Source organism: Oscillospiraceae bacterium CM, assembly GCA_022870705.1.
Taxonomy (GTDB): Bacteria; Bacillota; Clostridia; order Oscillospirales; family Oscillospiraceae; genus Sporobacter.
On the sequence record CP072107.1, the window covers coordinates 1,328,141 to 1,342,685 of the forward strand.

The window sequence follows — 14,545 nt, forward strand, 5'->3', positions numbered from 1 at the left end:
TCAATTTAATCTTTCAATATCAGCGCCTAAGGCACGCAGGTTTACGACAAGGTCTGCATATCCCCTATCGATATGACCGACACCAGAAATCTCTGTCGTCCCTTCCGCGCCCAGCGCCGCGACAACGAGTGCCGCGCCGCCGCGCAGGTCGGTCGACGTGATCGGCGCGCCGCGGAGCTTTTTGACGCCGCTGACGATGGCAACGCGCCCTTCCGTTTTGATGTCGGCGCCCATGCGCAAAAGCTCGGCGGCATGGCGATATCTGTTTTCAAAAATATTCTCGACAAAAACCGTTGTCCCCTCCGCCGTGAGGCTTGCCGCCATGAGCGGCGGCTGCGCATCCGTCGGAAATCCGGGATATGGCCTCGTGATAATCGGCTTGACAGCCCGTCGTTTTCGATCGGCACGGATGATAATGAAGTCGCGCCCTGTCGACACGTCGCATCCCATCTCGGAGAGTGTGTCGACAACGGTTGACAGATGCCCGGGGATCACATTTTTAAGTTCAATGATGCCGCCGGCCGAGGCGGCACATGTCAGATATGTGGCGGCAACGATACGGTCCGGGATGACCCAATGCGCGCTGTCACCCTTTTCCCCTTTACCCGAAACCGTTACAACGGACGTCCCGGCACCGTGAACATTATAGCCGAGGCGGCGCATATAATTCTGCAAATCCCATATTTCCGGTTCGCAGGCGGCATTTGTAATAATTGTTGTCCCGTCGCAACTGGCGGCGGCCAGCATCGCGTTTTCCGTCGCGCCGACACTTGGCAGCGCCATGTTGATGCGACAGCCGTGGAGATTTTTTGCTTTGCAGTGGATATTGCCGCCTTCCTCCTCAATCTCCGCGCCCATGGCACGCAGCGCAAACAGGTGCAGGTCAATCGGGCGCGGTCCTAACTCGCAGCCGCCCGGCATTGATAAAACGGCCTCTCCGAGCCGCGCCAGAATGGCACCAAGGAAAATGACAGACGAACGCATTTCGCGCATCAGGTCATGGGGTATCTCGCAGCGACTCAGAACCGTTGAGTCAATGAAAACCGCATCGCCGTCGCGTCTGACTTGACAGCCTAAATGCGTCAGGATACGCGTAGCCGCGTCAACATCGCTTAAACTCGGACAATTATGTATGACTGTTTCGCCGCACGCCAGCAGTGACGCCGCCATGATCGGTAAAACACTGTTTTTCGCCCCGTGTACGGAAACAGAACCATCCAGCCGGTTCCCGCCGTCAATCCGTATAATGCTCATATTTAACCCCCGAAAACAGCATAGAATTTCTCTACGCCGTATCCTATGTCCGGGGGCTGTCTTTCGTTAATCAGGACATGGAAATGATGCGTTCAACAATCTTTTTGGCCGAATCAGGAACGCCGGCTTTCTTCATGGAGACGGCCATTTCTGCAAGCTGCTGCCTATTTGAAACAAGCCTTTTTACCGTTTGATATAACTTTTCGCCGCTGCAATCGCGCTCGTGAAGGACAACGGCGCCGCCCGCCTTTGACAGCTGTGCGGCATTTTTCTCCTGATGGTTGTTCGTCACGTTCGGCGAGGGAACAATAACGGCGGGCTTACCCATCAGTGTCAGCTCGGCAAGTGTTGACGCGCCGCCGCGGCAGACAACAAGGTCGGCCGCCGCCATCACGGTTGGCATATTATCGATATACGTTCGGATATCAATCCAGCGCGGTAGGTCGCCCGTCATTTTCTCTCGTATTTTTCTTTTAACATCCTGTGTGACGGCTGCGCTGCCGCCCGTTGCATGGATGTGATTAAACAAACGGCTTTCGATGTTGTACGATACGAAATCGACGATATCGCCGTTCATTTTCTCGGCCCCAAGCGACCCCCAGAAAGAGACGACGAGCGGCCTGCCGTCGATGCCGAGGCGCAGACGCGCCTCATTTTTTCGCTGGCTCGCGAAATCGCCGCGGACCGGTGTACCGGTAAAAAGAACTCTCTCAGGGTGCGGATACAAATCTGCGACATCCGCGAACGCGACAAGAACCTTGTCCACCTTTGAGGCTAAAAGCCTCGTTGTGAGACCGGGCACGGCGTTTGACTCATGGATCAGTGTTGGTATCCCTTTTTTAGCGGCCGTTTTCAAGACGGGATAACAGACGTAGCCACCTGTTCCAATAGCGACATCCGGCTGAAAGTGTCTGAATATTTCTCTTGTCTGGCCAAAAGCACCGATCAAATTCAACAGCGCCTTGGCGTTAAACAGTAATTTACGCGGCGAAAGGCTTCGTTCGAAACCACTGATCTTGATGTTGTCCAAATCGTACCCGGCCATCGGGATCAGTCTGTTCTCCAGGCGTCTGCCGGAGCCGACGAACAGGATTTCGCAGTCGGGGCAGATTTTTTTCAGTTCATCGGCGATTGCCAGCGCAGGATTAATGTGCCCGGCCGTTCCCCCGCAAGTCAGCAGAACCTTCATTCTTCTCTCCTTCAGATTATAGTAAGCGCCGTGTCAGCCCGCGCGCAGGATGGGTATATCGCGTGAAATAGACAAGATCATACCCATTTCCACAAGCTGCAACCAAAGTGCCGTACCGCCGTAACTGAAAAACGGCAGCGAAATACCGGTGCTCGGCAACAAATTAGTCACGACGGCAACATTTAAAAAGACCTGTATGGCCAAAAGGCTCGTCAAACCCGTTATGACAAGCGACCCAAAGCGATCTTTCGCATGGAGCGCCAACCAGAATCCGCGGACGATCAGGAGTGCAAACAGGAGGAGGATGATTATCGCGCCGATATAACCGAGTTCTTCGCAGATGACTGCAAAAATATAGTCGTTATGCTCCTCCGGGAGATACAAATACTTTTGCCGACCCTGCCCAAGCCCAAGCCCAAACAAACCGCCGGAACCGATGGCATAGAGCGACTGAAGTACTTGATAGCCCGCATCGCCCGGGTCTGCCTCCGGGTGGAGCCAGGCTGTAATACGTTCTGAGGCGTATGAAAACTGCGTTACGGTAATAAGCGCAACGGCTGCTACAACGATCGCCGCCAAAACGAACCACCGCGCCTTTGTCCCGCCGGCGAACATCATAATCGCCGCCAATAAAACGATAATGACGGAGGCCGATAAATGCGGTTCCAAAAAGAGCAACCCTACAACGAGGGCGACGACGCCGGCAAACGGGAGAACACCATATTTCAGCGTTTTCATTTTTTCTTTATACACGCAAATCATCACGGCAAAAAGCAATACTTCCGCCAGCTTTAAAACTTCCGAGGGCTGAAAGGTGGTAAACCCCAAGTCAATCCATCTTTTCGCGCCGTTTTCTTTTGTGCCGATAATCGGTACGGCAGCCAACAGCACAACGGCGATAACAAACAGGACAAAGGCGTACTTTCGGAACGTTGCCACCTTTATTTTTGAAACAAAAATCATAATCGCTACGCCGGTGACGGCAAAAAAGAGCTGTCTGGCAAAATATTTTGTCGGATTGCCGGACGTATAGTAAGCACTGGCAAAGCTGGCCGACAGAACCATGACAACGCCGATTGTCAAAATGACGAGTGTCAGAACAAAAAACGGCAGATCAAAGCTCCCGCGCTTTAAACGTGTTTCACCGCCTTGAGGGTTTGCGAGTCTTTCCCCATCGTCATATTTTTGAGACGGTGCCCGATCCTGTTTTGTTCCACGCGTCGTCATCATCCGACCTCCAAAATCCGGTTAAATCTTATTGCGGCCAGACGCCGTAGCGCGCGGCGACCGATAGGAAAGAAATAATTGCAAAAAAAGCCGACACACTCGTGAACACAAAGAAGAGCTTGTATTCGCTCCAGCCGGTCATTTCAAAATGATGATGCAGCGGTGCCATTTTGAAAACACGCTTACCCTTTGTCAGCTTAAAATAAGCAATTTGAATTAAATCCGACAGTGTTTCAACGAGATAAACAATGCCGAGCGGCACAAGAATGAGCGGCATATCAAGCGCAAACGCCAGCGCGCAGACGGCGCCGCCAAGAAAAAGCGAGCCGGTGTCCCCCATGAAAACACGCGCCGGATGAAAATTGAAAAGCAAAAAGCCTAAAAGGCCGCCGCACAAAGCCGCGGCAAACACCCCGGCGTATGACAGATTCCAGATAACAGCCACCGCGGCAAAACAAACGGCAACGGGCACCGAAACGCCCGACACGAGACCGTCAACCCCGTCTGTAATGTTCACGGCATTAACGGTTGCCACAATAATAAAAGCCGACAGCGCGAGATAAAGCGGCTCCGGGATCGGCCATGACACATTCCAAAAAGGGATATACAGATTCGGTGTTAAATGCCCTGTCAGGCGCATGAGCAGAACAAAAACGATGGCGGCGGCGAGTTGGAGCAAAAATTTCTGCAATGCTGTGAGGCCGAGATTGCGCTTTTTGATCAATTTTTCGTAATCATCCAAAAAGCCGATAACGGCAAATATCAGTGCGAAGAGAAGGATGTAAATATGTCCTAACTGGCCGTTTTTCAGGTCACTAAGACCCACCGTGAAGCAAGCCGCCGTGATGCCGATAATGAACATGATGCCGCCCATTGTCGGCGTTCCCTGCTTGCAGCGGTGCCAGACCGGGCCGTCTTCCCGAATCGACTGCCCGGCCTTCTTCCGGCGCAGGTATGGGACAAGAATAAGCCCCGCAATCGCCGTCACGGCCAATGATATGAAAAATGCGGCAAGAAGTCTCAACAGCATGTAGGCGTCCTCTCAATTCGGTAAAATCACTCGGCTAAAAATTCTCTGACGATTTCTCTCTCGTCAAAATGCGACTTTTCCCTGCCGATAATCTGATACGTCTCGTGTCCTTTTCCGGCCAGTAGCAGGATATCGCCGGGCTGTGCGTTACGAAGCGCCCAGCCAATCGCCTCTTTCCTGTTTTCAATGACAATATACGGCGTTTTTGTCCGTTTCATGCCTTTGAGAATATCTTTAATGATCTCCCCCGGCTTCTCTGTCCTCGGATTGTCGGACGTGACGATGACAAAGTCGGACAAGCGCGATGCGATTTCTCCCATCAGGGGTCTTTTTGTCTTGTCCCTGTCACCGCCGCAGCCAAACAGCGTGACGACGCGCCCCGTCTTAAGCGCCTTGAACGTGGCAATCACTTTTTCCAAAGCATCAGGCGTGTGAGCGTAGTCAATAATAACAGTAAAATCCCGCCCCGTTGGGACAACTTCGACGCGCCCCTTCACACCGGGGCAACTGGAAAGCGCCGCTGCGATCTTTTCCATAGAAAAACCGAGCTGCAAGCCGGTTCCAATGGCTGCCAGGGCGTTATACACAGAGAAAGCAGCCGGAATATGCAGCTCGATCTTCTGAAGCCCCTCCAATGTCAAAGCACAAAACTCCACGCGGTCGGCATACAGGCGGATGCGTTTCGCCGCAAGATCTGACGTGTCGTTTTTCGCCGAGTAGGTTAAGACGGGGCACGATGACGCCGTTGTAATCATACCGGCATAATCGTCGTCGGCGTTGACAACGCCTCTTGTCGCCTGCTTAAAAAGGCGTGCTTTCGCCTCGGCGTATGCGTCCATCGTCCGGTGAAAATCGAGGTGATCCTGTGTGAGGTTTGTAAAGACGGCCACGTCAAATATTACGCTGTAAACTCTTTCAAGCATCAGCGCGTGAGACGAGACCTCCATGACAACCCATGTACATCCGGCGTCCGCCATCTCCGCAAAAAGCTTTTGGAGCTCATATGATTCCGGCGTTGTATGGCTTGTCTCCAAGACAGTCTGGCCGATCATGTTATGATTTGTTCCGATGAGGCCGACCTCGTCGCCGGTGCAGTGCTCGATCATGGCTTTAATGAGGTGCGTTGTCGTCGTCTTGCCGTTTGTGCCGGTGACACCGATGATTTTCAGGCGTTCGGCCGGTTTGTGAAACCAGTTGGCGGAAACGGCCGCCAGGCCCCGGCGCGTATCGTCAAGCAAAACGTAGGGGACGTCATCCGTCTCCGGCAGTCGCTGGCAGATAACAACCGCCGCGCCCTTTTCAACCGCAGCCGCGATATACCGATGGCCGTCGCTTTCAAAGCCTTCGACGGCGACAAAAGCTTCACCGGGCCGCGTCGTTCTCGAATCGTAGCTGATGCCGGTAATGTCAAGCGCCATGTCGGCCGTCTGCGCCACGACCGCTATCCCTTCAAGTAAATCGCGAAGTTTCACAAATGGCCTCCAATCTGCACGCTGTATCAATAATGTCCAAGTATGCTTTTATCAACGAGGGTAACCTCAACAACGGAACCAACCGTCACCTGCTCATTTTTCGAAATGGACTGCATCGACACGAGGGCGTTCGGTGATGTTGAGAGCACACCGCCCGATTTAATATATAACCCAACGGCCGAAAGGGCCCTTTTCGCTTCCGCGAAACTCATTTCATGCAGGTCTGGGACGGTGACGGTGTTAGTCGGTTTCTGCGCGCCTGCGTAAAGAATGATCTGGCTGCCCGGTGCCACGGCGGCATTTGCCATCGGCAATTGGTCGGTTACGGTTGCGCCGCTGCCGACGACCTTCACGGTGAGACCGAGGTTTTCCATCATCTTCGTCGCCTCTTCAACCGATTTGTCATTTGCTTTCGGCACGATGATATCAAGCTCTTTTTGCTCCTCGTCGGTGTAGACCGGCTTAATGCCGAGATATGGCAGCACGTCGGAGAGTATCTGGCCGACGACAGGCGCCGCCATCACGCCACCGCTGACGTAAATACCCGTATTCGGATTTGGATTATCCAAAAGCAGCAAAATGACAACCTGTGGATCATCCGTCGGCGCGACGCCGCAGAAGGAGACGATATATTGCTTTGGCCCGTCGCTCTTCGCATCCTCGGCGACCTTTTCCGAGGTACCCGTCTTGCCGCCGATTTTGTAGCCGGGAACTTCCGCGTTTTTGCCGGTACCCTCCTCACCGGAGACGACGGCTTCCAAAATGTCCCGCATGGTTTTTGACGTCTGTTCACTGATGACCTGCCGAACGGTTGTCGGCTCGTTCGCCTCCACGACGTTGCCGCTCTGGTCGGTAATCTGCTTGACAATATAGGGCTTCATCAGATCGCCGCCGTTGACGACAGCGGAGACGGCGGATACCAGCTGAATCGGTGTGATTTTAAACGTCTGACCGAACGAGGCAGCGGCGAGCTGAGAGAGATTATTCGGGTCTTCGAACGTTTTGGAAGGCCACCAGATGCTGCCGCTTTCACCGGGCAGGTCAATACCTGTCTTGTCAAAGAAACCGAACGCGTCAATATACTTATAAAATGTGTCGGCTCCGATTTCGAGCCCAATGCTGACGAGCGCAACATTACAGGAATGCTGCATAGCCTCAACGAGCGTCTGTGAGCCATGGCCGATTGTTTTCCAGCACTTGAGCGGACCTGAGCGCCCCAATACATTGATGGAGCCGCCGCAGTAAAACGTATCGTCCAGGCTGACGACGTTTTCTTCCAGCGCCATAGCGCATGTAATAATCTTAAAAACAGATCCCGGCTCATAAGTGTCGGCAATCGGTTTGTCACGCCACTGCGCTAAAAGCGCCTCTTTCAGCTTTTCCTTATATTCCGCCTCATCCGTTATTTTCGACAGATCTGTCTGTACCTCGGTGCTGAGGGCCATATAATTATTCGGATCATAGTTGCCGTAGCTCGACAGCGCGAGAATTTCACCTGTCGCGGGTCGCATCACAATACAGGCCGCGCCGTTTTGAACATCGTAATCCTCGATGGCCTGCGCCAGATGCTTTTCAACGTAATACTGTATCGTCGCATCAATCGTAAGGGTGATGTTGTCGCCGTTTTTGGCGTCGTAATAGTTTTCAAAGTCGTTTAAAAGCATATCGGTGCCGCGGGCGTTTTTCAGACGTACGACGCGACCGTCCGTTCCCTGCAGATACTTATTGTATTTGGCCTCAAGCCCCTCAAGGCCGATATTATCGCTGCCGACGAACCCGAGGATATGGCTAGCCAGGCTGCTGTTGGGGTAATAGCGCTTTGTATCCGTTTCCAGATGGACGCTTTTAATGTTGTTCGTCTTAATAAACTGGCGCACCTTATCGGCAAGGTCTGCTTCAATTTTCGTCTTCACCGTCTTATACCACGAAGACGTATCCTTCATTTTATTGAGGATCTCATTTTTGTCAACGTCTAAAATAGACGAAAGATTGTCGGCAATCAGCTCCTGATTTTCATTGTAGAGCTTCATTTCGTATGGACTTATAAAAACTGTCTCGACGGAGGCGCTCATCGCCAGCACTTTGCCGTTGGTATCATAAATCGTCCCGCGCGCCGCCGTGACCTTTGATTCGCGTGTCTGCTGCTCCACAGCACGCCGCTCATATTCGTCATGCTGAATAATCTGGACCTGATACAGCTTAACAGCAAGGACCACAAACGCAGCAACACCGCACACTGCCATGAGTAGAAGTGTGCGGCTGAGAATTGTTTTATTCGGCCGCTGCAAGGCGCCTTTATGCCGTTTTGCTCTGCCTTTTGATGAATCCGCCATGATTTTCTCCTCAACCGGAGTTTTTTGTCCGCGCCGTTTTTTAGCTCAGCAATCAAATATATTACGGTATTTATTTAAAATATGCAACAAGAGACAGGAGAAATGTGAGCATGCTTTCGCGATTGCCGCCGGTGTCGCTCGGGGCGCTGACGACAACGGCTTTATCCTGTGCCGTCACCGAGACGGTGCCGACCTGACTTTGCGCCGGCTTGGACATGCCAAGCTCGTGTGTGGCGTATTGCTCTACCGTGTTGACGTCAAACGCATTTCCATACGCAATTTCCAGTTTTCTCTCCTGCTCGTTCAAATCGTTCAGCTGCGACTGGAGCTGCACCGTTTCGTTCGTCACCTCGTCGTATTTAACGTGCGCCAAGAGCACAAACACCATTAAGACGGCCGCAACGGCAAAGCCAACGACAGCAAAAGCGGAGATACCGTAGGCTTTCTGCTTTTTCGCATGCGTCCGCGTAGCGACCGACGGCGCTTTTTGTGCATGCTCCCGCCTTCTCGGCGCACTTTCCGGCCTTTCAAGCTCAGGCGCCGGTTTTTTTGGCCTGACGTTATTCGCTTCCGGGCGGCGCGTCCGGCTTAAATCGTAGGCGCTACTGCCCTGAACAGCCGCGCGAGAGGCATATCTCATTGTCGCTGCCTGCGTTGCCATTGTTGTCTTCCTTTCTAGACGCGCTCCGCAATGCGGAGCTTGGCGCTTCTCGAACGTGGGTTTTGCTCTAATTCAGCCGCATCCGGCGTAATCGGTTTTTTTGTGACGGTTCGGAGCGTCGGCACAAAGCCGCAGACGCAGACCGGGAAATCAGGCGGGCATGTACAGCCTCTTTCGCGCCGCGCGATGGCGTTTTTTACAAGCCTGTCTTCCAGCGAATGAAAGCTGATAATGCACAGCCTGCCGTTAGATGCCAGCCTGTCCGGTGCGGTGCTCAGCATTTCCTCAATCGCACCCAGTTCATCATTGACAGCAATGCGGATGGCCTGAAAGGTGCGTTTGGCCGGATGCTGCTTCTCGCGGAGTGCCGCCGCGGGCATCGCCGCGCGAATAATGTCTGACAGCTCCAGCGTTGTGTTTACCGGCGATACGGCGCGGCGTTTTATGATAGCGGCCGCGATGCGCGGGGCGTGTCGCTCTTCGCCGTACGCGTAAAGAATGCGCTTTAAATCGTTTTCCGGCCAGGTGTTGACGATATCAAAAGCTGTCAAAGCCGCGCTCTTGTCCATCCGCATATCGAGCGGCGCGTCTGTCCTGTACGAAAAGCCCCTCGCCGCTTCGTCAAGCTGCGGTGATGAGACGCCGAGGTCAAAGAGCATCCCATCAACCGTTGTGAGACCCAGCGTGTCCAGAATCGCACCGATGTTTCGAAAGTCTCCCCGAACGAGTGTGACCTTCCCGGCGAACGCTTTAAGCGTTTCACCCGCGGCGCTGATGGCTGCTTCGTCCCGGTCGATGCCGATGAGGCGGCCGCTTTCAAGCCGCTTGGCGATCTCCTGGGCGTGACCCGCCCGGCCGAGCGTTGCGTCGACATATGTCCCGCCCGGTTTGATATGCAGCCCGTTGATGCAGGCTTCTAGGAGCACCGGCGTATGCGCCATCAGAAGTCAAGCTCCATAAACACGTCGGCAATGTTCTCCGGCGTCGTCTCGACGGCGTCAACCTTCGCCCAGGCTTCGCTATCCCAAAATTCGGCCGACTCGCCGCTGCCGACGACAGTGACATCTTTGACAAGGCCGGCAAAGTCTCTTAAATTGGTCGGCAGCAGAATACGCCCCTGCCCATCCAGCTCGCATTTTGCCGCGTGCGCAAAAAGCGGGCGCATTTTTATTTGTTTGACCTTCGGCATGGCCTTGATTTTATCCATAAATTTGTCCCAGCTCTCCGAGGAATACGCCGTCAGGCACTTTTCCATCGAGAGCGTCACAAAGAAAACCTCGCCGAGTTCTTCACGGATTTTGGCAGGGATAAAAAGACGCCCTTTTGCATCCAGACTGTGCGCATAAATGCCGGTCATCGTTTCCCCACCTTTCCGACGATTGTGGGATTTTGATACACTTTGCTCCACTACGCCCCACTTTTATGCTTATTATAACGAGGCCAAAATCAAATTGCAAGAGGTTATTTTAAAAAAAATCTACGTTTTTCGAACTTTTTCCGCCGTTTTTGAATTTTGTGTCAAAAATGTTCTTCCTATGTTGAACGCTGTCGGCAGCTTACCGCCTGACCGCCGCGCGCAAAAAAGTTCCCCGGGAAATTTCCCGGGGAACTTTGAGGCATAAAAACCCCGGTGCTTTAGGCACCGGGGTCATCACTGATTGATTCAGTTATCCATGTCGATATCGATACGACCTGTGTCAAACTCGCGGCCTTGTCGGGCCGGGCGAGACGACGTACCGGCGGCGCTGCGGAAGCGGCCGCGCGTCTGGCGCATTTCCTCCAGGGCTGTTGCTAAAGCCTCTTCCGTGCGGCGCATCGCGTCATCCACATAGTCGTTGGCGGCGCGCTTGAGTTCAGCCGCCGAGCTCTCTGCCGCTGTGATGAGCTCCCCGCTTTTGGCCTTGGCGGCGCGGACAACCTCTTGCTCCTCAACGAGCTGACGGGCGCGCTCCTCCGCCGACTTGCGGACCATGTCAGCTTCGCGCTTGGCGTTTGTGATAAATTCGGTGCGCGCTTCCACGAGGCGTCTGGCCTCGGCCAACTCGTTTGGAAACTGCGCTTTGATTTCATCTATCAGATCGAGAGCCTTGTCCCGTTCAATGACGCACTTTTCAGCCCCAAGCGGGATACCCCAGGCTTCGTTGATCATCGCATATAGCATTTCCAGCAATTCCTGCACTCTGCTGCCCACTGTCCATCACCTCTTGCAGTTGATTTTATCGACGACATCATCAAGGATTTCCCGGGGAACAAAGTCCCGCAGGTCGGCGCCATATTTTGCAAGCTCCTTGACGACCGTCGAGCTTAAAAACGTATACTTCTCACTGGAGGCCAGAAAAAGCGTATCAATCTTCGGGTCGATCTTTCTGTTGGCCAGCGCCATCTGAAATTCCCAGTCAAAATCCGAGACGGCCCGGAGGCCCTTGACAATAACACTCGCCCCCCTGTCGCGCGCATACTGGACGAGCAGCCCGTCCGACGTTTCAACCGCGACATTGGGAAAACGGGTAACGGTTCGTTCAATCAGCTCAACGCGCTCTTCCCGCGTGAAAAGAGGGTCCTTTTCCGAATTTTTCATGACACAGACATACACCTTGTCAAATAAGGCGGCGGCACGCTTGATAATATTCAAATGCCCTAGCGTGATAGGATCAAAGCTGCCGGGATAGACGGCTGTTAACATCTTAATTCTCCATACCCCGCAAAACGCAATCGCGACAACACCGGGGTGACTGGCGCCTTCATCTGCCTTGTTCTGCGGCTGCCGTTATAAAGCGAGCGGCACGCCGGTTATTCAAAGGGCTGCGCGCCGGGCAGATTGCCAGCCGCGCGCTTGCCGTAGAGCGATATCTTGATACGGCCGTAGCGGTATTCCCGGCCTTTTTCATAAGGCGGGGGCGCTTCCGGCAAGGTTTGATCGGCTTTTGTTTCGCAGATTATTATACCATTTTCTTTCAATATGTCAATTTTAAATATTATGTCAAGTGCTTTTCCGACGAGCCCCACACCGTATGGCGGATCAATGAAGATCAAGTCGAACGGCCCGGCATGGTGGAGAAAGGCCAGCGCATCCCCCTTCAAAACCGTCGCTTTGTCCATAAAACCCGCGTTTTTGAGGTTCTCCCGCACGAGCGCAAGGGCATCATTCGACTGGTCGACAAAGACGGCGCTTTGGGCGCCGCGGCTTAAAGCCTCGATACCGAGCTGGCCCGTCCCCGCAAAAAGATCCAGTACGCGGCGGCCCTCAATATCAAACTGAATAATGTTAAAGACCGACTCTTTGACCATATCGGTTGTCGGCCGGATCTCCTGGCCCATTGGCTCTTTGAGCCGCCTGCCGCGGGCACTGCCGCTGATGATTCTCATGATATTATTCTCCGTTTTCTTTAATTTCCGGGGTGCTTACATCCCGGCGGAAATGGTTAAACACTTTTTTCGCCGCGTCCTTCGGCACGACGGCCGAAAGCGCCGCGAGATCCGCCGCTTTAATGGCTTTGAGACTCCCGAAGCTCTTTAAAAGCGCGGCGCGCCGTTTTTCGCCGATGCCGTCAATGTCGTCCAGCGCCGAACGCGTGCTGTTTTTCGAGCGCCGGCTTCGGTGAAATTCAATGGCAAAGCGGTGCGTCTCCTCCTGGATGGTGCCAATGAGCGCAAAGACGGCGGGATTGGTACTGATGCCAATCTCCTCCCCATCCGGCGAGACGAGCGCGCGCGTTCTGTGCCGATCATCTTTAACCATGCCGAAAATCGGAACGCGGACGCCCGCCGAAACCAAAACATCCCGCGCCGCTTTGGCATGGGCGGCCCCACCGTCGATTAAAAGCAGGTCCGAAAGGTTTGAAAACTTCTCGTCGTCGCTTATATACCGGGCAATTCGGCGGGAGACGACCTCCGCCATGCTGCCGTAATCGTCCTGCCCGGTCAGTGTTTTAATTTTAAATTTCCGATAATCGCGTTTGAGCGGCTTGCCCCGGACAAAAACCGTCATGGCCGCGACAATGTCGCTCGAGCCGGTGTTGGAAATATCATACGCCTCGATGCGCTCGGGTAAAACGTCCATTCGGAGTGCTTTCTGAAGCCATTCGAGCGTTTTGGACGTTTTTTCCTCATACGTCGAGGCGCGCTCGGCCTCTTCCTTGGCATTTAAATTGGCTGTTTCAACAAGCCGGAGCTTGTCGCCGCGCTGCGGAACGGTCAGATAAACACGATACTGCGCGCTTTCCGAAAACAGCCGCTCTAAAAGCGCCGCGTCCTCCATTTCAAACGGCAGGCAAACCGATTTCGGCACGGTGCCGCGCGTGAGATAATATTGGCGCAGGAAGGCAGACATAGCCTCCCCGTCCTCTTCAAACGGGCTGTCAAAAAGCTCGAAATCCTTGTCCAAGAGCGTCCCGCCGATATAATGCAGGACGACAAAGCACGTTTTCGCAGCGCCTCGCTCATAGCCGACGACGTCTGTATCAGCAAACGACCCGGCGACGACGAGCTGCTTTGTTTCCAGACGGGTGACGGCGCGCAGGCGGTCACGTTTTTCGGCGGCCAGCTCAAACCGCAGGTTTTCAGCGGCCGAAGCCATCTCATCAGTCAGGCGGCGCGTCAGCTCCGACGTTTTTCCTTCAAAGATCGTCAGCGCGGCATCTACCGCCTCTTTGTATTCGGCGTTTGTAACGTCTTTCTGGCAATAGCCGCGGCAAGCCCCCATATGGTAATTGAGGCACGGGCGCTCTCGCCCGATATCACGCGGGAACTTTTTTCCGCACGTCGGCATAAGGAGCGCTTTTTTGACGGCGTCGATGGCGCTTTTCGTCGTCCCCCGGCTGCCATAGGGGCCGAAGTATTTCGCCCCGTCCGACTCCGGCTTCGAGACGATCGAAAAAGCCGGATAGGCACTCTTAACGTCCACACGGATAAAGGGATAGCCCTTGTCGTCACGCAGGAGGATATTGTACTTCGGCATATGGTGCTTGATGAGGGAATTTTCCAGAAGCAGGGCTTCAAATTCCGACGCGGCAATGATAACGTCAAAATCAAAGATTTTTGCGATCATTGCTTCTGTTTTCGGCGCGTGCCCGCCGTGAAAATAGCTGCTGACCCTGTTTTTTAAGAGCTTTGCCTTGCCGACGTAAATAACGTTCCCCATTTTGTCCATCATGATGTAAACGCCCGGTTTTAAAGGCAAACCGAGCGCTTTGGCGCGCAGTTCTTCAAATGTCACAAGTCGTCACCTCGCGGGCTGTCATCACCACTGTATTTAGGACATTATGGCATATAAGAGGGCAAGGTGTAAAGGGGGCTGGATAGGCGGCGGCAAAAAAGAGGGCAGACACTTGTCTGCCCTGACGGAAGCGTTTCTGTGCGTTACGCGGAACGGGCGGGTAC

13 protein-coding genes are annotated in these 14,545 nt (G+C 53.7%); all 13 read right to left on the reverse strand.

What is annotated here, in order from left to right; genetic code table 11:
• The 13 genes from murA to uvrC all read right to left on the reverse strand — a co-directional run bounded on the left by murA (position 1) and on the right by uvrC (position 14,381).
• A complete protein-coding gene (gene murA / locus IZU99_06640) occupies positions 1-1,254 on the reverse strand; it encodes a UDP-N-acetylglucosamine 1-carboxyvinyltransferase (protein UOO36949.1) in 1,254 nt (417 codons plus the stop codon).
• A 70-nt stretch (positions 1,255-1,324) separates the two neighbouring features.
• Complete coding sequence (locus IZU99_06645) at positions 1,325-2,443, reverse strand: UDP-N-acetylglucosamine--N-acetylmuramyl-(pentapeptide) pyrophosphoryl-undecaprenol N-acetylglucosamine transferase (protein ID UOO36950.1); 1,119 nt, start codon at positions 2,441-2,443, stop codon at positions 1,325-1,327.
• Positions 2,444-2,476: 33 nt separating this feature from the next.
• Entirely contained in the window at positions 2,477-3,670 is a 1,194-nt protein-coding gene (gene ftsW, locus IZU99_06650; protein ID UOO38777.1) for a putative lipid II flippase FtsW, read from the reverse strand.
• A 28-nt stretch (positions 3,671-3,698) separates the two neighbouring features.
• Entirely contained in the window at positions 3,699-4,700 is a 1,002-nt protein-coding gene (locus tag IZU99_06655; GenBank protein UOO36951.1) for a phospho-N-acetylmuramoyl-pentapeptide-transferase, read from the reverse strand.
• 26 nt (positions 4,701-4,726) lie between these two features.
• The gene (locus IZU99_06660; GenBank protein UOO36952.1) at positions 4,727-6,172 is read right to left on the reverse strand and encodes a UDP-N-acetylmuramoyl-L-alanyl-D-glutamate--2,6-diaminopimelate ligase; all 1,446 of its coding nucleotides are present in this window, start codon (positions 6,170-6,172) and stop codon (positions 4,727-4,729) included.
• A 26-nt stretch (positions 6,173-6,198) separates the two neighbouring features.
• Positions 6,199-8,505: a PASTA domain-containing protein gene (locus tag IZU99_06665; GenBank protein ID UOO36953.1), complete on the reverse strand. Its 2,307-nt coding sequence runs from the start codon at positions 8,503-8,505 to the stop codon at positions 6,199-6,201.
• Between the two features lie 70 nt (positions 8,506-8,575).
• Positions 8,576-9,166, reverse strand: coding sequence for a cell division protein FtsL (locus tag IZU99_06670; GenBank protein ID UOO36954.1), 591 nt, complete (start codon positions 9,164-9,166; stop codon positions 8,576-8,578).
• A gap of 14 nt (positions 9,167-9,180) precedes the next feature.
• Positions 9,181-10,107: a 16S rRNA (cytosine(1402)-N(4))-methyltransferase RsmH gene (gene rsmH / locus IZU99_06675; protein UOO36955.1), complete on the reverse strand. Its 927-nt coding sequence runs from the start codon at positions 10,105-10,107 to the stop codon at positions 9,181-9,183.
• Positions 10,107-10,523, reverse strand: coding sequence for a division/cell wall cluster transcriptional repressor MraZ (gene mraZ / locus IZU99_06680; GenBank protein ID UOO36956.1), 417 nt, complete (start codon positions 10,521-10,523; stop codon positions 10,107-10,109). Before mraZ ends, rsmH begins: the two co-directional genes overlap by 1 nt.
• Before the next feature lie 306 nt (positions 10,524-10,829).
• The gene (locus IZU99_06685; GenBank protein UOO36957.1) at positions 10,830-11,357 is read right to left on the reverse strand and encodes a hypothetical protein; all 528 of its coding nucleotides are present in this window, start codon (positions 11,355-11,357) and stop codon (positions 10,830-10,832) included.
• Between the two features lie 6 nt (positions 11,358-11,363).
• Entirely contained in the window at positions 11,364-11,849 is a 486-nt protein-coding gene (coaD, locus tag IZU99_06690; protein ID UOO36958.1) for a pantetheine-phosphate adenylyltransferase, read from the reverse strand.
• 107 nt (positions 11,850-11,956) lie between these two features.
• Entirely contained in the window at positions 11,957-12,532 is a 576-nt protein-coding gene (gene rsmD, locus IZU99_06695; GenBank protein ID UOO36959.1) for a 16S rRNA (guanine(966)-N(2))-methyltransferase RsmD, read from the reverse strand.
• 4 nt (positions 12,533-12,536) lie between these two features.
• Positions 12,537-14,381 carry an excinuclease ABC subunit UvrC gene (gene uvrC, locus IZU99_06700; GenBank protein UOO36960.1) on the reverse strand — a complete coding sequence of 615 codons (1,845 nt, stop codon included), beginning with the start codon at positions 14,379-14,381 and terminating at the stop codon, positions 12,537-12,539.
• Between the last annotated feature and the right edge of the window lie 164 nt (positions 14,382-14,545).